A 16,894-nucleotide genomic window follows, 5' to 3' on the forward strand; every position below is an offset into this window, starting at 1 on the left:
GGGTGAAAGCACCCGACGGCAATTCGCCAGATAAGGGCGCGAAATATGCCAGATGGCCGGAAGCTCGACAAGGCGATTCCGGCGGTAGAAAAAGGCGATAGGGCCCGCAGCGGGCCGCGCACACGCGCACACGTGAGCGGGGCGGTCGCGCCCTAAGGGGTCAGTTACAGATGGGCGTGGAGAAGGCGCCGGAGACTTCGCTGGAGGGGCCGGAGGCGTTGATGGAGCCTTTGATGATGTGATCGACGTCGGTGTCGATGCGATCGATGACGATGGTGCCGGCCGAGGCGCTCTCGGTGAAGGTGGTGCCGCCTTCGATGAGGTTGAAGCTGACGTTGCCCGCGGCGCTGAGCGTGCCGGTGGACTGGACCTGTCCGACGACCACGGTGAGGTAATTGCCCGGCGGGGTGGAGGTGCAGCTAAACGAGGCGCTGTCGGAGAAGGTCAGAAAGAAGGTGCCGTCGCTGCTGATTTCGGCGGTGGAACTCAGAGCGGAGAAACGCTCGCCATAGACGGTACCCGAGAGGGAGGTGCCCGGCAGGGCGTCTAAGAGCTCTCCGCAGCCGGAGAGCGTAAGGCTGGCGGTGAGTGCCAGCAGGGCAGCGCGGGGGAGAAAGTCTGGGAGCGTCAAAGTTCTCATAGAGCTCATGGGTGCAGATGTCTGTGAAATCGGCGCGGGCTGCGGCCGGGCGCATCTTAGGGCAGGGGGTGCGGGGGCGCAAATCTTCGCTCAGGCCTCGGGCTCCAGGAAGATGAAGCCGCTCTCCAGGCGAGCCCGGCGGTCGGTGGGAAGCCAGCCCTGGTCGTTGATCGTGCGGGGGCCGGTTCCGCTCCAGTAGTCTTCAAAGAGGGTGTCGCCGCGCAGCCAGAGTTCGTCGATTTCGCCGCCGCGCGCATTGGCGTGGCGGGTGGCGATGCCCTCGATGGGGCGGCCGGCGGAGCCCGGCCTCGTGGCGTCGGGGTGTTCCAGGTGCGAGATGCCGGTCTCGGGCAGCGCGAAGTAGCCCAGGATCTTTACGCCGGCGCGTTGCAGGATCTCGCGCCAGGTGAGGTTGGCCTGGCCCTCGGGCACGTAGATGGTGCGCAGGCGTCCGCCCAGCTCCGAGCGCACCGGCTGGTAGAGCAGGCGTTCGGCGGCCTTTTCGCCGATGCCGCCCAGGGCGCGGGAGAGGGGGGAGGGATCGCGGGCGTGGTCGGCCAGCTGTTTGAGCAGCTCCGGGGCGCGCTCCACGCGTTCTTGCCAGCGCGAAGCCAGGGATTCCAGAAATGCCGGTCCGCAGATCAGGTGCGTGGGTTTGAGGGCGGCAATCTGTTCGTGGAGGGCCCGGGGGGAGGGGGCTACGGCGACCTGCTGGCCGGCGTAGAGCGTGGCCATGGTGAGCAGGAAGGCGCCGGGCCAGCCGTAGGAGAGGAGCGCGCCCAGGCGCACCGGGGCCTCGCTGGTGAGGGCCATCTGGTGGGCGAGGCGCTCCAGCAAGAGGAGGACGCGCTCGCCATCGAAGAGCGCGCCGCGGGAGTCGGGTGAGGGTGTGGGGTCGAAGAGGATCAGCGCCGGGGCGTGGGCGGGGCGCTCAAACATGCGCTCGGCCAGCAGGTTGAGGCCGCCGCGCCGCAGGCGCGAGCGCCCCTGCTCCGAGAGTGCTTCCAGGCTGAGGGTGGAGGGGGAGTCGGCCGAGCCTTCCAGAAGTAAAAAGCGCAGCTCCGAGGGGAGTTGGCCGCCGGGGCCCTGGAGGCGCTGGCGTTCGCTCTCATCGGCGACCACAATCAGCGTGCAGCCCGAGCGGGCGAGCTGGCGGAGGCTGTCGGAGCGCTCCTGGCCGGGCAGGAGGGGGACCAGGCAGGCGCCGGCGAGCCAGCCGGCCACCATGATGTCGAGGAGGGCGGCGGAGTTGGGGGCGACGCAGCCGATGCGCGCGCCGGGTTCCAGGCCCCAGTCGACCAGTCCCATGGCCAGGCGTTGCACCTGGCGAGTCCACTCCCAGTAGGTCGTTTCCTGGAGACGGCCGGCCTCGTCGAGGAGAGCCCGGGCGGGGGCCTCTTTGATGGCGTCGTTTTGAAAGCGTTTCCAGAGTTCGGTGGGGAGGTTTCGTTTGGCCACTGCGTCTATCCCTGGCGAGGGTTGAAGGCGGAAGGGGGACGATCGGAAGCGGGGTAAGCCCCGGCCGAGAGTGTAGTGTGCTCGCCGCAGTTGACAAAGGGCATCCGCATCGCGATCTGGATCGAGTGGGAGCGATGCCGTCCCCCCCAAAAAACAGCGAGGATGAAGAGATGGCCAGGGCGCCGCAGCATCAAGTGCGTACGATCATCGGGTGGCGTGAGTGGGTGAGGATCCCGGAGCTGGGGAGCTGGCCGGTGAAGGCGAAGGTCGATACCGGCGCGCGCAGCTCCGCGTTGCACGCGGAGAAGATCGAGTTTTTTGAGCGTGAGGGGCAGGCCTGGGTACGCTTTGAGGTGCAGCCGCATCAGCGTAGTGTTCGGGATGCGGCCGCGGCGGAGTTTCCTCTCCACGATCGCCGGATGGTGCGGAGTTCTTCGGGGCATGAGGAGTTGCGCGCGGTGATCCGCCCGCAGATTCAGGTGTTGGGGAAGCGTTTTGCCATCGAACTCACGTTGACCAATCGCGATGAGATGGGGTTTCGGATGTTGCTGGGGCGTGAGGCGCTCAAAGGGCGATTTCTTGTCGATCCCAACGCATCCTTTCTGGGCGGAAGGCCCACATCGGAGTAGGTTCGCGCCGCGTTTCGGCCCGGCGTATAAGGCGTCGGGTTCGTTTTGTTTAAGCCTCAGGAGCAGCACCCCATGAAGATCGCGATCCTCTCTCGTAAGAGTTCCCTTTACTCCACGCGCCGACTGCGCGAAGCGGCCGCGGAGCGTGGTCACGATGTGCAGATCGTCGACTACCTGCGCTGCTTTATGGACATCACCTCGCGGCGACCGCGGGTGATGCTGGCCGGAGAAGAGCTTGAGGGCATTGAGGCGGTCGTCCCGCGCATCGGGGCGACGTATACCTTTTACGGGCTCTCGGTGGTGCGCCAGTTCGAGATGATGGGGGTGTTTTCTGCCAACACCTCCCAGGGGATCTCGCGCTCGCGCGACAAACTGCGGGCGATGCAGCTGCTGGCCCGCGCGGGGGTGGATATGCCGGTGACCGGCTTTTTGCATTCGACCAAGGATGTCGACGGGGTCATCGACACGGTGGGCGGCGCGCCCCTGGTGATCAAGCTGCTGGAGGGCACCCAGGGCATCGGGGTGGTGCTGGCGGAGACGCGTAAGGCGGCGCAGTCGGTGATCGAGGCGTTTCGAGGGCTCGATGCCAACATCCTGCTTCAGGAATACATCGCCGAGGCTGCCGGTGCCGATATTCGGGCCTTTGTGGTGGGCGATGAGGTGGTCGCGGCGATGAAGCGGCAGGCGCAGCCCGGGGAGTTTCGCTCCAATCTGCATCGTGGCGGACATGCCACGGTGGCCGAGCTCAGCGACGAGGAGCGGGAGACGGCGTTGCTGGCGGCTCAGACCATGGGGTTGAGTGTGGCCGGTGTCGATCTCTTGCGCTCCGCCCGGGGGCCGATGGTCATCGAGGTGAATTCGTCGCCGGGGCTCGAAGGCATTGAGCAGACCACCGGGGTCGATGTGGCTTCTAAGGTGATTGAATTCATTGAGGAAAACGTCTCGCGAGGTGCGGCCCGTGACACGATCCACTTCTGAGGAGGCACGCTCGCTGACCGAGATCAAAGGGCGCCGACCCCTGGTGGTGAAGGGGGTGTATGTCGAGCCGGGGGAACGTCAACGGGTGGAGGTGCCGGTGGGAGGGCTGCCCACACAGACGCCGCTTACGTTGTCGGTGGAGGTGGTTCGTGGGGCGACGCCGGGGCCGCGGGTGTGGGTGAGCGCGGCGCTGCACGGGGATGAGGTCAACGGGGTGGAGATCGTGCGGGAGTTGCTCGACGAGCTCGACCCCAAGAAAATGTGCGGGGCGGTGATTGCGGTGCCGATCGTCAACGTGTTCGGGTTTCTCAATCAATCTCGCTACTTGCCGGATCGTCGCGATCTCAATCGCAGCTTTCCGGGGCATAAGAAGGGCAGCCTGGCCGGGCGCCTGGCCCGGCTCTTTCTGGATGAGATCGTCTCGCAGTGCACCCACGGCATCGATCTGCACACCGCGGCGGTGGGGCGCTACAACTTTCCGCATGTGCGCGGAGCGCTCAGCGATCCGGAGAGCCGGCGCATTCTGCGGGCGTTCGGGGCCGAAGTGATCATGGACTCCACCCCGCCCCGGGGGTCGTTGCGCCAGACGGCGGCCAAAAAGAAGATCCCGATGGTGCTCTTTGAGGGGGGAGAAGCGATGCGCTTTGATCGATCGGTGGTCGAGGTGGGGCTGGCCGGCGTCCGTCGGGTGCTCGGGGAGCTCGGCGTCATGGAGGAGAGCGGCCTGGCGGTTCCTGGGGCGAACCACGAGACCTCGACGACCAGCTGGGTGCGGGCGCGGCGAGCGGGGATTTTAAGGGTGGAAGTGGAGAGTGGTGCCTATGTGAAGAAGGGGCAGCGCCTGGGCACGGTGGGAGACGCCTTTGATACCAGTGCCGCTGCGCTGAAGGCCCCTTTTAGTGGGATTGTGCTCTCGCATGTGACGCATCCGCTGGTGCATCAGGGCGACGCGATGTTTCACGTGGCGAAGCTCTGAGAGCGTCCCGGGAGGGCGCGCGCGCGGGGGGGGGCCGGGGAGCCTTTGGGGTAGGCGTTGCTTAGGGTGCAGCGGGGCGTTGTGCGGGGGGCTCCAGGGGGAGGGCGCGCTCGGTCCAGGTTTGCATGCTGCCCTCAAAGACGATGGCCCGGGTCAGGCCGTGGGCGTGCAGCAGGCTGGTGGCCGCGGCCGCGCGGGCGCCGCTGCCGCAGTACACGATGAGATCTTGGTCGTCGGGGATCGTATCGCAGAGGGTCGTCAGCCGGGTGAAGGGCCGGTGCAGCGCGTCGGGGATGTGGCCCTGCCGCCATTCCAGGGAGGAGCGCACATCGACAAAGAGCGCATCTTTCTGGCGCCAGCGCTCCAGGGCTTCGTCCACCTCGATGTAGGGTTGGTCGGTGAAATGCGCGTCGGGGAGTTCGTCGAACCGTGCCCATCCCACGATGGCGTCATGGCCCACGCGGAGCAGACGCGTGGCGGCTTGTGCGGGATCTTCGCCGGGAGAGGCGATCAGCACCAGGGGCTGGCGCCAGGGGAGCGCCCATCCGGCCCAGCTCTCCAGATGAGCTCCCAGGGGCAGGTGAAGGCTTTGGGGGAGATGCGCGCGCTGGAAGTCGTCGCGGGAGCGAAGATCGACAAAGGTGACGCCCTGGTCGATGGCCTGGCGGATGCGGTGAGGATGGAGCCGGGCGGGTTCGGCGCTGCGATCGCGAAGCCCGAAGCCGTCGCGGTTCTCGACCTTCATGCGTTTGAAGTAGGTGGGCGAATCGGGTTGGCCGGCCAAAATATGCTCGATAAACCCTTCTTTATCGTCGCGCTTCAGGTAGGTGGCCCAGGGGGCGGTGTTCCATTCGATGGCGAGGGTGGTGGAGGGGAGGGCGCCGATGGCCTTGCCGCAGGCCGAGCCCGCACCGTGGCCGGGCCACAGGGGGACGTCGTGCGGGAAGCGCTCCCGAGCGATGTGCACGCTTCGGTAGAGGGCTTCGGCGGCCTGACGGCTGGAGTTTTCGCCCAGTCCGGTGGCGTCGATGAGATCGGGGCGCCCCAGAGTGCTGACAAAGAGGAAGTCGCCGGTGAGCACGCCGAGGACGTGATCGTGCTCGATGAGCAGGTAGCTCAGGTGCTCCGGCGTGTGGCCGGGGGTGTGCACGGCTTCCAGCGCGCAGCACCCGAGTCGGATGTGTTGGCCATCTTGCAGGGGGCGGGCGCGAAGTTCGCTCAGCCCCTGGTAGCGCCAGGTTTCGCCGCCCTGGGCGCTATGCCAGAAGGTCGCCCCGGTGGCGAGGGCGAGCTCGCGGGCGCCGCTTAAAAAGTCGGCGTGGATGTGGGTTTCGGCCACGTCGGTGATGGTCAGGCCCTGGGCGCGGGCGAGGGCGAGGTAAGGTTCGAGATCCCGACGCGGATCGACCACCAGCGCGCGTTGGGTGTCGGGGCAGCCGATCAGAAAGGAGGCCTGGGCAAGATCGCTGTCGTAGAGGCGTTCGAGGATCATGGGAGGTTCCTGCAAGACCGGAGGAGCGCATGTGGACGGTGAGCTTTAACCTGTGCACCCCGGGGCTGATCGCAAGTACAGCAGACGAAAAGAAGAGGCAGAGTTGACGCGGGGTTGAGGAGGGTTATCGTCAAGATTCTTTTGGGCAGGGAGGTCGGTTCAGCATGGAGGAGAGGGTGATCAGCGAAGGTACAAGGGGTGATGAAGGGGAGGCGATCGGCAAGGTGCCCAACGCCATGGTCGACCGGCGGGGGCAGGCTCGTATTGGCACGTACCGCGGGGAGCTGGTGGCGGTGCAGCTGGAGCGCCTGCGTGGCGAGGAGGCGCTGGGAGGGTTGCAGGCTCGGCTGCGCCGCAAACGCTGGCAGTACAGCGCGCTGTGCACCGATGAGGTCTTTGTGGCGCAGGCGGTGGTGCACGCCGGCTTTGCCGGAAACGCGTTTATGTATGCGATCGATCTGCGCGAAGAGCGCCTGGTGCTGCGCGCCAGCACGCTGGGGCTTCCAGGGGTGCAGGTCGCGGTGAACAATCAGCCCGGTGCCGGTCTGGAGGCTTCCTTTCGCGGCCCGGGGCAAAAGATCTGGACCCGGCGCCCCCCCCAGGGGGCGCCGTATGAGGTGGGCGCGAACCTCTCTCGGTGGGGAGCGTTGCCCTACGGGGCGGTCGATCTGCGTGCCCACCTGAGCGTGGTCCAGGCCGCGCCCGCGCTCACCGTGATCGCGCCGGTGGCCGCGCCGGGGCGCCTCAATGTGACGCAGAAATGGATGGGGCTGCCGGCCCGGGGGCGGCTGCAGATCGCGTCGCGCTCCTATGAGCTGGCAGGCGGGCTGGGGGCGCTCGATTACACCCAGGGGTTTCTGGGCCGCCGCACCGCCTGGCGCTGGGCGATGGCGCTGGGGCGCCTGGACGACGGGCGCCGGCTGGGGCTGAACCTCGTCGAGGGGTTCAACGACGACCATCCCACCGCCAATGAGAACGCGCTCTGGGTCGGCGATCGCCTCATCGGGCTGGGGCGCGCGCGTTTTACCTACCAGAAAGATCGCCCTGGCGAGCCCTGGCAGGTGCGCACCACCTGCGGGCGAGTCGAGCTGAGTTTCCGCTCGATCTACGTGCACCGCGAGGTGCGCAACATCGGGCCGGTGCGAAGCTCATTTCTGCAGCCGGCCGGGCGTTTTGAGGGCACCATTAAGGTCGACAATATCGCCTATCCGGTGCGTCTGGTAGGCGTGACCGAGGACCAGGATATCTGGTGGTGATATCGCTTCTTCGGGGCGGTTGTAAGGCCCCGGCGACTGTGGGAGATTGCGCGCGAAAGAGGGGCCCGAAGGGCCCCGTGGGAGGTTCGGGCCCTCGTCGAGGGGCCGAACCTGGCGCTGACTTAGCACCTGAGGAAGTACGTGATTTTTCGAGTTTCTACGAGTACGCAAAAGCTGGTCGGGCGAGTCGATGAGGGCGAAGAGCTGGTGACCGAGCTTACCCGCATCTGTCGCAGCAACGGAGTGCACGCCGCCGAGCTCCGCGCCGTCGGGCAGTTCTCCGAGATCGAACTCGCCGTCTTCGATGCGCAGCGCGGTGAGTACGTAAAGGTGGTCGACGGGAAAGGCTACTTTGAGCTGGTGAGCCTCAACGGCAACGTCTCCACCCTGGGCGATGAGGTGGTGTTGCGCCTTGACGCGGTGTTCAATGCCCTGGGACCGGCCGGACCCCAGCTGGTGGCCGGCCAGCTGCGCCGGGCCAAAGCGCTGAGCGCGGAGTTTGTGGTGGAGGTCTTTAGCGATCTTCGACTGCGCCGCCGGCTCGACGCGTCGAGCGGTCGGCTGGAGTTGGAAGCCGTTGAGCAGGTGGAGCGCAAGCAAGCGGCGGCGCCCGCCGAAGAAGTGCCGGCGGCCCCGGAAGAGGCGGCGCCGGTCGAGACCAGCGCCCCGGTTCCTCAGGCCCCCGGGCTCTCCTGGACCGATGCCATCGCTGAGGCCGACAGCGCCGAGAGTCGGCGCGAGGCCGCGCGCAAGGGGCGCCCGATGCCCAAAAAGCCTACCAAAACCGTCTCCTTTGATGACGATGAGGATGACGATCTGGAAGGCCCCTGGCTCAAACCCGGCGATATCCTCAATCACCCCAAGCTCGGGCGTTGCCGGGTGATGAAGGTTGAGGATGAGGACTACTGCCACATCCGGCTGCCGCGCGGGAAGATTCGCAAGATGATGCTGGAAGTGCTCGACATTCGCTTCGCCGGCGAAGAAGACGGCCGCAACGTGTTTGAGGCCCGGGTGCGTAAATGAGCTGGGCTCTCTCCCCGGAGCGCGTTCGTCAGAAGCTGCAGGCGCTGAGCTGGGAGCCGCAGGTGAACTTTGAGCGGGTGCCCGGGCTCGAAGGCCGTCAGCTCCGTCAGGCGGCGGTGCTGGCGCCGCTCACCCAGGTGGGCGGCGAGCTGCACCTGGTGTTCACCGAGCGCCCCAGCACGATGCGTGAGCACTCCGGGGAGGTGGCCTTCCCCGGAGGCCGCCGCGATCCGGAAGATCGCCGGTTGAGGGACACCGCGCTGCGGGAGGCTCATGAAGAGATCGGGTTGATGCCCGAGGATGTGCGCCTCTACGGCTCGTTGGTGCGCATGCCCACGATCAGCGGCTACGAGGTCACGACCTTTGTGGGAGAGTTTGCGCACCCCTATGAGTTGAACCCCAACCCTGGCGAGATCGAAGAGATGTTTCTGGTGCCACTGGCTCACCTGGCCGATCCGGCCTGCCAGCGTGTGGAGCAGCGCAGCTGGGATGGCGTGGCCTACGACCTGCATTTTTATGATGTGGCGGGGCACACCATCTGGGGCGCCACCGGGTATATGGTGAGTGTGCTCCTGGATTTTCTGGCCGGAAGACCGCTGGATCAGGGGCGCTGGACGAGGGAGTAAGACGACGATGGCGTTGAACGTAGTGCTTGGAGTAAGCGGTGGGATTGCGGCCTACAAGGCCTGCGAGCTGGCCCGCGCGCTGATCAAAAGGGGAGACGAGGTGCGGGTGGTGATGACCCGCAACGCCCGGGAGTTTGTCTCGCCATTGACCTTTCAGGCGCTGACGCAGGCGCCGGTGGGGTTGGCCACCTTTGATCCGGGATACGAGGCGCAGATCGGCCATATCGAGCTGGCGCGCTGGGCTGATGTGGTGCTCGTGGCCCCGGCAACGGCCAATCTGGTCGCGAAGATGGCCCATGGGCTGGCCGACGATCTTTTGACGACGGTGCTGCTGGCCACCCGGGCGCCGGTGGTGGTGGCCCCGGCGATGAACACGCAGATGTATTTGCATCCCCGGGTGCAGGCCAACTTAACGACCCTCTCCCAGACCCCCGGCTATCGGGTGATCGCCCCCGATCACGGGGAACTCGCCTGCAAAGAGGTCGGTCCGGGTAGACTGCCCGATCCGCCGGTGATTCTGGCGGAGCTCGATCGGGCGCTCTCCCCCCAGCTGCTGGCGGGCAAACGCGTGCTCTTGAGCGCCGGACCAACCCGCGAGCGGATCGATGCGGCCCGTTTTCTCTCGAACCCCTCCAGCGGCAAGATGGGCTACGCATTGGCGGCCGCGGCCCGGGAGATGGGCGCGGAGGTGACCCTGGTCAGCGGCCCGGTGGCGCTTGAGGCGCCTTACGGCGTGGATGTGATCGGGGTGGAGAGCGCGGTAGAGATGCATGGCGAGGTGATGGCCCGCGCGCCGGAGTCGGATGTGGTCATGATGGTGGCGGCCGTGGCCGACTGGCGGCCGGCCGTGGCCAGCCAGGCAAAGCTCGAGAAGTCGTCGATGGAGCCCGTGCTGGAGTTGACGCGAAACCCCGATATTCTGGCCGAACTCGGGGAGCGCTTTGGGCCGGGCAGCGGTGCCACTGAGGGGCCGATCCTGGTGGGATTTGCCGCGGAGAGTCACGACGTGGTTGCCCGCGGTCGGGCCAAGGCCGCACGTAAGGGGGTCCACGCGCTGGTCGCCAACGCCATTGGTGGCCCTGCGGGGGCCTTTGGGGCCGATGAGTCCACGGTTCATGTGCTCGTGGGCGCGCAGGAAGCTCGCACGCATCGCGGGCCGAAGTCGGCGCTCGCGCGGGCCATCTGGCAGGACCTTGCCGGGTTGGCGCGAGGATGAGGTGCCGGGACGAAGGTCGCGCAAAGGCGGCGTTGTCTTCTGGATGCGATCTGTGCTTATAAGGATGCCGTGATGTCGAAGCGAGCTTATGTCAAAGCGCTGGTGGGAGATCTTCGCCGCTACCTGGAGTGGCAGCAGGCTCAGGGTGTGCCCGGCGCAAGCCCCGCTCTGACCGCGGACCGGCAGGCCTTTGAGGTCTTCAAACAAGCTCGTCAGGAGCGCCAGCTGGCCAGCATGCGCGCCGAGTTGGGAGCGCCACCCTCGGGGGGCGCTCCGCAGCGCGTCGCGAGCCCGGCCTCTCCTCCCCCGCAGGCGCCGGCCGCCGCCGCTCCGCCGGCGTTTTCGCCCCCCTCGTTTTCGCCCACGCCTTCGGCCGCGACGCCTTCGTCGGGAAGCGGCGCGGGTAGCTCTTCGTCGGTGACCGCCTCCACGCCGCTGTGGTCGCAGCTGGGCGCGCGGGCCACCCACACCTTTCGAGGAGGGAGTGAGACGAGCCCCGGGGCGCCTTCGGCTGCCTCTTCGCCGGGACCCTCGTCTTCGCCGGGACCCTCGTCTTCGCGGGCGCCCGCACCCGCGGCACCCAGCTCCTCGGCGACACGCTCGTCAGGGCCTTCGTCGGCGCGCGCCTCCACGCCCGTCGAGCCCTCGCCCTACGACGATTATCCGGGGCCGATGTACGAAGAACCCTCCTACGAGGATTATGCCGAGTACGGTGCGCTCGCCAGTCAGCCGCCGGCCTCCGGGGCTCCGAGCACGTCGTCGGCCCCGGCGCGCCCGGCGTCTTCGCCGGGGCGTGCCTCCTCGGGGCGTTCGGCGTCGTCGTCGAGCCGTGGGGGCCAGGGATCGCCACGTGCCTCCTCGGGGCGTTCGGCGTCGTCGTCGAGCCGTGGGGGCCAGGGATCGCCACGTGCCTCCTCGGGGCGCCAGGGATCGCCGCGTGCTTCTTCGGGGCGTTCGTCATCGCCGCGTGCCTCCTCGGGGCGCCAGCCATCGCCGCGCCCGGCGGCGGGGGGCCGGGGCAAGGAGATGACTCCCGGCGAGAAGATGGCCTTTCTCAAAAACTACCTGGGCGACTGCCAGCGCTGCCGGCTGAGCCAGAGCCGCTCGCGGATCGTGTTCGGGGAGGGGGATCCCTCGGCGCGCCTGATGTTCATTGGCGAGGCCCCGGGCTTTCACGAGGACCGGGAAGGGCGGCCCTTTGTCGGGAAGTCCGGCGAGCTTTTGACCGGCATGATCCGGGGCATGAAGCTCTCTCGCGAACAGGTCTACATCGCCAACGTGGTCAAATGCCGTCCGCCGGAGAACCGCAATCCGTCGCCGACCGAGATTCAGGAATGCCGCCCCTTTTTGCAAAAGCAGATCGCGGTGGTTCAGCCCGAGATCATCGTGACTCTGGGGCTCTTTGCCACCCAGACGCTGCTGGGCACCGAGGGGCGTATTGGCGATCTTCGGGGGCGCTGGCACGACTATCAGGGCATCGCTGTGATGCCCACCTATCACCCGGCTTTCTTGATGCGCGACGAAGCCAAGAAGCGTCCGGCCTGGGAAGATCTCAAGATGGTGATGAGACGCCTGGGGCTGGGGTAAGAGAGCCATTTTTACCACTATGGATGGATGGCTGTGTGTGACGCCCGCGCGAGAGCTCGGGGGTTGAGCGCAGCCCACAACAGGTTTGAGAGGAGCGAGCGTGAGCGAGCGACGTGGACATGATCTGGGACTTCATCGCGTCATTGAGCCCCAGGGGGCCCTTCCCCAGGCTGCCGAGCGCCTGGATGCCGAGAGCCCGGCCTTTGAGAATGAGATCGTCATTGACGTGCAGACGCTCAACATCGACTCGGCCAGCTTCCATCAGATCATGGGAGAGCTGGGCCGCGATGAGGCGAAGGTCGGCGAACGCGTGCGTGAGATCGTGGCCGCGCGTGGCAAGATGCAGAACCCGGTCACCGGCAGCGGCGGTATGCTGCTGGGCACGGTCAAGGCGATCGGCAAGCATTACCAGGGGCCCGTGGAGCTGAAGGTGGGCCAGCGAGTCGCCACGCTGGTGAGCCTGACGCTGACCCCGCTGAAGATCGATGCGATTGAAAAGGTGCATCTCGACGCCGATCAGATCGATATCCGGGGCACGGCCTACCTCTGGCCGAGCTCGCCGGTGGTGGCGATGCCCGAGGATCTTCCGGAGCGGGTCGCGCTCTCGGCGCTCGATGTGTGTGGGGCGCCGGCGCAGACCGCGCGCCTGGTCGAAGGCAAGGAGCGGGTGCTGATTCTGGGCGCCGGAAAGTCCGGCATGCTCTGCGCGGCCACCGCCCGCGCCACCCTGGGAGAGGCCGGCAAGGTGTACGCCGTCGATCTCTACGATGAGAACCTCAAGGTCTTGCAGGACGCCGGCATCGTCGACGACTTCCGTACCGCCAACGCCAAAGTGCCCACCGAGGTGCTGGAGGCCGTGGAGGCGATGACGGGAGGGGAGCCGGTGGATGTGGTCATCAACACCTGCAATGTGAGCGGCACCGAGATGTCGGCGATTCTGCCGGTGAAGGACCGGGGCGTGGTCTACTTCTTTAACATGGCTACCGACTTCTCCCGCGCCGCGCTGGGCAGCGAAGGGGTGGGCAAGGATGTCGATCTGCTCATCGGGAACGGTTACGCCCACGGCCACGCCGAGCTGACCCTGAAGATGGTCCGCGAGTTCGCGGTGGTGCGCCGCCAACTCGAAGGGCTGGCCGGCGCCTGAGCTTGCACCCGGGGCGGCCAGCGGGCACACTGCGCCGCCCCGCATTTGCTGTGCGCTGTTGAAGCCGGGGTTGGGCGCTGGTGGCGGGGAGTAAATCGCCCGGGGCATTCGTTTTGCCCGCATGAACACGAGTTCATCATGCTCCAAAAGATGAGCTCCCCCGAAAGAATGACTCTGACGAGAGCGACATGAAGACGACTGATTCCGAAAGCAAGGTGCGCTGCTCCTTCTGTGGCAAAGAAGCCCGGGACGTGCAGAAGCTGATCGCCGGCCCCAAGGTGCACATCTGCGATGAGTGCGTCTCTCTGTGCCGCGAGATCATTGAGGAAGACCGTCAACGCGAGCCCGAGAAGCAAAAAGAGCTCAAGGAGATGCGTCCCTCCCAGATCAAGACCTTCCTCGACGAGCATATCGTGGGGCAGGATCGCGCCAAGCGCGCGCTCTCGGTCGCGGTGTACAACCACTACAAGCGCATTCGTACCGCGGAGCTGGAGGCCGGCGGCGCCGAGCCCCACGAAGAAGACGAGGGCGTGGAGCTGACCAAGGGCAACATCCTGCTTATCGGTCCCACCGGCAGCGGCAAGACCCTGATGGCGCAGTCGCTGGCCCGAAAGCTCGACGTGCCCTTCACCATCGCCGATGCCACCAGCCTGACCGAGGCCGGCTACGTGGGCGAAGACGTCGAGAATGTGGTCAAGAATCTGTGGCTCGCCGCCGATCGCGACGTGGAACGCGCCAGTCGCGGCATCGTGTGCATCGACGAGATCGACAAGATCAGCCGCCGCGGAGACAGCCCCTCCTCCACCCGTGACGTGGGCGGTGAGGGCGTGCAGCAGGCGCTCTTGAAGATGGTGGAGGCGTCGAAGGTGATGATCACCCCGGAGGGCTCGCGCAATCGCCCCCAGCAGGAGTTCATTCAGGTCGACACCGGCAACATCCTCTTCATCGCCAGCGGGTCTTTTCAGGGCCTGACCGACATCATCGCTCGTCGCATCGGCAAGAGTCAGATGGGCTTTGGCGCCGACTTCTCCAAACGCCTGGAAAGCAGCAATGATCTGCTGCGCCATGTGCGTCCGGAGGACGTGGTCAAGTTCGGGATGATCCCGGAGTTCGTGGGGCGCTTCCCGGTGATCGTGGCCTTTGACGAGCTGAGCGAAGACATGCTCGTGGAGATCCTCTGGAAGCCCAAAAACAGCCTGGTCAAGCAGTACCAGAAGTTGTTTGAACTGGAGAAGGTCAAGCTGCGCTTCAATCAGGAGGCGATGGTCGCCATCGTGCGGGAGGCCATCAAGCGCAAGACCGGGGCCCGCGGGCTGCGTGCGATCATCGAGGAGGTGATGCTCGACATTATGTATGAGCTTCCCAGCCTGGAGAACGTGCGCGAGTGCGTGATCACCGAAGAGAGCGTGTTGCATCGGGAGAAGCCGATGTTGGTCTACGAGAAGCAGAGCGCGTAAAGGATGGCGGTGATCGAGCCCTCGGAGAGCTGGCAGCGTCTGCATGTGCCCCCGGGCGGGGTGTACACGGGACTGCGGGAGTACGCCTGTGATGGGGCGGTGGTCCGCGCCCTGATCGGTGGCAGCACCGAGGAGCCGCGCCTGGAGGGCTGTGAGGTTCTGGAACTTCATGACCTGAACGTTGGCCAGCGCCGCACCCGCCACGATGTGGGTGCCTTTTTGAGGCGCTGCCTGCGGCGCCTGCGCCAGGATGGGATGATCCTGGTGGTCGACGGAGTGGTGCTCTCGATTCCCGGCGATCGGATCGAGGTCAAGCGCGTGCGTTTTCAGCAGTTCTGCTCCCGGGCCCAGGCGCTGGGCCCCTTTACCTCGCCAGAGCCGGTGTTGTAGCCACGGGGCCGGGGCGTGTGGACCGCCAGAGTCAGGATGGAAGGATGGTATCGGGAGCGGTCCGGCCAGGGATGAAGCAGAGGCGACTGAGCGATGGGTGAAGGCAATCAGTACCTGCTGGGGAGTTTGGAGCGCATCAACGAGCAGCTCCACCGAAGCAGCGTGTATGCGCCGGCGCTGCGGGTGGTGATCCGCGATCAGGTTCCGGAGAGCGCCCGGCCTTATGTGGAGAAAATCCTCGATGGGGAGGGCGTCTTCTGGGATCTGCCGCCCCTGGCGCAGGCTCCCTGGGAGGTGTACGCGGCGTTGACCGGTTTCTACAGCCAGTTTTTGCGCCTGCTCTGCCAGGACATCGGGCTGGATGTGTGGCCGGGCTGGCAACGCTCGCGCTGGGTGAGCCTGGACTGGTATCCGCTCTCTCGCGATCTGGGGTGGAAGGTGGCCTGTCGGCCCCTGCGCGGGGTGTTTTTTCGTCATCCTCAGCCCGAGATGCCCCAGGCGGTGCGTTATCTGGCGAGCTGGCCCCACGGCTGGCTGAGCCGAGATGAGTGCGAATCGTACGCGCCCTATCTGGCCGACCTGCTGGTGGATCTGGCCCCGAAGGTGGGGCTGGAGTGGACGCCCGGACAGGTGGTACGCCGCTTTAAGAAGGTGGGAGCGATGGGGCAGGAGGCGCGCTTCGAACTCTTTAACACCTGCGCCGGGCGCGACACCCCGGAGGTCTGGCAGATGCTGCGCGGGTGGGCGCTGTTGGAGGCGATGCGCCGGGCGGTGGAGGAGCGTCGCGACCTGATCTCGCTGGGCTATTGACTCACAGGCGGGTTCGCGTCGCGCCGGCGAAGGGCTTTGGGGGAGCCCGGTGGCTGGTGAGCCTGCAGCACGCCGCGATGTGGTGGAAGAAAGCTAAGACTAACGTAAGTAACGCCGGCCGCGTAGCGGAGCGGCGAAGGTGTATGAGATGGGTCGAGCCAAACGCGATATTCGGAATGTAGAGCCGTATTTTAAGGACTGGGCGGTGCCCGGTCCCCTGCCCGATGTGGCGCGCCTTCAGGAGTTTGAAGCCGGGGAGGGGGAGTCGATCGATGCGCTCAGCGGGTTCTTCCGGATCTTTCAGCTCAAGAAAGGGCATCGCTTCTCGACCGATGATGTGCTCACCGCCTGGTACGGAACCTCCTGGTGCCCGAGCGCCGGCCGGGTGCTGGATCTGGGCAGCGGCGTGGGGTCGGTGGGGATGAGTGCTGCCTGGCGACTGCGCGGAGCCCATTTTGTGACGGTGGAGGCCCAGGAGGAGAGCGTGGCGCTGGCCCGTCGCTCCGCGGCGTACAACGGGCTAAAGGAGCGCTACGAGATCCGTCAGGGCGATTTTCGCGATCCGCAGGTCCTTGGCGAGGAGGAGCGCTTTGATCTGGTGCTGGGAAGTCCGCCTTACTGGCCGCTGAGCGATGGGACCCAGGGGGATCATCCGCAGAAGGTGGCGTGCCGCTTTGAGGTGCGGGGCTCGGTGGTGGATTACGCCCGGGTGGCCGCGGAGCATCTGGCGCCCGGAGGCATCTTCACCTGCGTGTTCCCCGTGGATCGCCCCGGGCAGAAGGCTCGCCCCTGGGAGGCGGCCGAGAAGGCCGGGATGACGATCGTGCGCTGGCGCCCGGTGATCTTCCGGGAGGACAACCCGCCCCTGGTGGGGCTTTTTGTGATGATGCGTAACCAGGATTTGCCCGAAGACATGCGGGGACAGACCTGGGAGGAGCCACCGTTGATCATCCGCGATCGCGATGGCCAGGTGCACCCGGAGTACCGGGCGGTGAAGATGAGCTTCGGGTTCGCGCCCTGAGCAGGCCGGGGGGCCTTTCATAAAAACGCCGAAGCGTCAGAGGAGATGGGCACCTCTGAGGCTTCGGCATGGGGGGACGCGACGCCGGATCTGCAGCCCGCAATGTGCCGGCGTCGCGCTCAGGCCCTGATAAGGGCCATCTTTTGACAGGTCAGACGAGCTCTTCTTCGTCGCCTTCGCCGTCATCATCA

18 protein-coding genes are annotated in these 16,894 nt (G+C 66.3%); 13 read left to right on the forward strand and 5 right to left on the reverse strand.

Features of this window, described 5'->3' with window-relative positions:
* Positions 1-160 precede the first annotated feature (160 nt).
* Together DL240_RS15825 and DL240_RS15830 are read right to left on the reverse strand one after the other, a co-directional pair.
* Entirely contained in the window at positions 161-640 is a 480-nt protein-coding gene (locus DL240_RS15825) for a hypothetical protein (RefSeq protein WP_146618343.1), read from the reverse strand.
* Positions 641-730: 90 nt separating this feature from the next.
* Positions 731-2,098, reverse strand: coding sequence for an AMP-binding protein (locus DL240_RS15830; protein WP_158542628.1), 1,368 nt, complete (start codon positions 2,096-2,098; stop codon positions 731-733).
* A gap of 134 nt (positions 2,099-2,232) precedes the next feature.
* On the opposite strand from DL240_RS15830, the gene DL240_RS15835 reads away from it, so the two are divergent.
* From DL240_RS15835 to DL240_RS15845, 3 genes are all read left to right on the forward strand, one after another.
* Positions 2,233-2,727, forward strand: a complete 495-nt coding sequence (locus DL240_RS15835; protein WP_199589838.1) for an ATP-dependent zinc protease family protein — start codon at positions 2,233-2,235, stop codon at positions 2,725-2,727.
* Between the two features lie 72 nt (positions 2,728-2,799).
* On the forward strand, positions 2,800-3,705 hold the full coding sequence (gene rimK, locus DL240_RS15840; protein WP_111730879.1) for a 30S ribosomal protein S6--L-glutamate ligase: 906 nt from the start codon (positions 2,800-2,802) through the stop codon (positions 3,703-3,705).
* Positions 3,686-4,681 carry a succinylglutamate desuccinylase/aspartoacylase family protein gene (locus DL240_RS15845; protein ID WP_199589839.1) on the forward strand — a complete coding sequence of 332 codons (996 nt, stop codon included), beginning with the start codon at positions 3,686-3,688 and terminating at the stop codon, positions 4,679-4,681. Before rimK ends, DL240_RS15845 begins: the two co-directional genes overlap by 20 nt.
* Positions 4,682-4,742: 61 nt before the next feature.
* Here DL240_RS15845 and DL240_RS15850 read toward each other — a convergent pair whose 3' ends face one another.
* A complete protein-coding gene (locus DL240_RS15850; protein WP_111730880.1) occupies positions 4,743-6,173 on the reverse strand; it encodes an MBL fold metallo-hydrolase in 1,431 nt (476 codons plus the stop codon).
* 176 nt (positions 6,174-6,349) lie between these two features.
* On the opposite strand from DL240_RS15850, the gene DL240_RS15855 reads away from it, so the two are divergent.
* The 4 genes from DL240_RS15855 to coaBC all read left to right on the forward strand — a co-directional run bounded on the left by DL240_RS15855 (position 6,350) and on the right by coaBC (position 10,294).
* The gene (locus tag DL240_RS15855) at positions 6,350-7,429 is read left to right on the forward strand and encodes a DUF2804 domain-containing protein (protein WP_158542629.1); all 1,080 of its coding nucleotides are present in this window, start codon (positions 6,350-6,352) and stop codon (positions 7,427-7,429) included.
* Between the two features lie 141 nt (positions 7,430-7,570).
* Entirely contained in the window at positions 7,571-8,452 is an 882-nt protein-coding gene (locus DL240_RS15860; protein ID WP_158542630.1) for a PPC domain-containing DNA-binding protein, read from the forward strand.
* Positions 8,449-9,078: an NUDIX hydrolase gene (locus tag DL240_RS15865; protein ID WP_111730883.1), complete on the forward strand. Its 630-nt coding sequence runs from the start codon at positions 8,449-8,451 to the stop codon at positions 9,076-9,078. Before DL240_RS15860 ends, DL240_RS15865 begins: the two co-directional genes overlap by 4 nt.
* A 7-nt stretch (positions 9,079-9,085) precedes the next feature.
* A complete protein-coding gene (coaBC, locus tag DL240_RS15870; RefSeq protein WP_111730884.1) occupies positions 9,086-10,294 on the forward strand; it encodes a bifunctional phosphopantothenoylcysteine decarboxylase/phosphopantothenate--cysteine ligase CoaBC in 1,209 nt (402 codons plus the stop codon).
* 212 nt (positions 10,295-10,506) lie between these two features.
* On the opposite strand, the gene DL240_RS20075 is transcribed toward coaBC, so the two are convergent.
* On the reverse strand, positions 10,507-10,926 hold the full coding sequence (locus DL240_RS20075) for a hypothetical protein (RefSeq protein WP_111730885.1): 420 nt from the start codon (positions 10,924-10,926) through the stop codon (positions 10,507-10,509).
* Between the two features lie 93 nt (positions 10,927-11,019).
* Positions 11,020-11,316, reverse strand: a complete 297-nt coding sequence (locus DL240_RS20080; protein ID WP_111730886.1) for a hypothetical protein — start codon at positions 11,314-11,316, stop codon at positions 11,020-11,022.
* 22 nt (positions 11,317-11,338) lie between these two features.
* On the opposite strand from DL240_RS20080, the gene DL240_RS20085 reads away from it, so the two are divergent.
* From DL240_RS20085 to DL240_RS15910, 6 genes are all read left to right on the forward strand, one after another.
* A complete protein-coding gene (locus tag DL240_RS20085) occupies positions 11,339-11,881 on the forward strand; it encodes a uracil-DNA glycosylase (protein WP_158542631.1) in 543 nt (180 codons plus the stop codon).
* A 100-nt stretch (positions 11,882-11,981) separates the two neighbouring features.
* Positions 11,982-13,025 carry an L-erythro-3,5-diaminohexanoate dehydrogenase gene (gene kdd / locus DL240_RS15890; RefSeq protein WP_111730888.1) on the forward strand — a complete coding sequence of 348 codons (1,044 nt, stop codon included), beginning with the start codon at positions 11,982-11,984 and terminating at the stop codon, positions 13,023-13,025.
* 188 nt (positions 13,026-13,213) lie between these two features.
* On the forward strand, positions 13,214-14,482 hold the full coding sequence (gene clpX, locus DL240_RS15895; RefSeq protein WP_111730889.1) for an ATP-dependent Clp protease ATP-binding subunit ClpX: 1,269 nt from the start codon (positions 13,214-13,216) through the stop codon (positions 14,480-14,482).
* Between the two features lie 3 nt (positions 14,483-14,485).
* A complete protein-coding gene (locus tag DL240_RS15900; RefSeq protein ID WP_111730890.1) occupies positions 14,486-14,872 on the forward strand; it encodes a hypothetical protein in 387 nt (128 codons plus the stop codon).
* Positions 14,873-14,965: 93 nt separating this feature from the next.
* Positions 14,966-15,682 carry a hypothetical protein gene (locus tag DL240_RS15905; RefSeq protein WP_111730891.1) on the forward strand — a complete coding sequence of 239 codons (717 nt, stop codon included), beginning with the start codon at positions 14,966-14,968 and terminating at the stop codon, positions 15,680-15,682.
* 148 nt (positions 15,683-15,830) lie between these two features.
* The gene (locus tag DL240_RS15910) at positions 15,831-16,703 is read left to right on the forward strand and encodes a tRNA1(Val) (adenine(37)-N6)-methyltransferase (protein ID WP_146618345.1); all 873 of its coding nucleotides are present in this window, start codon (positions 15,831-15,833) and stop codon (positions 16,701-16,703) included.
* The last annotated feature ends 191 nt before the right edge of the window (positions 16,704-16,894 follow it).

This window comes from Lujinxingia litoralis, assembly GCF_003260125.1.
GTDB lineage: Bacteria > Myxococcota_A > Bradymonadia > Bradymonadales > Bradymonadaceae > Lujinxingia > Lujinxingia litoralis.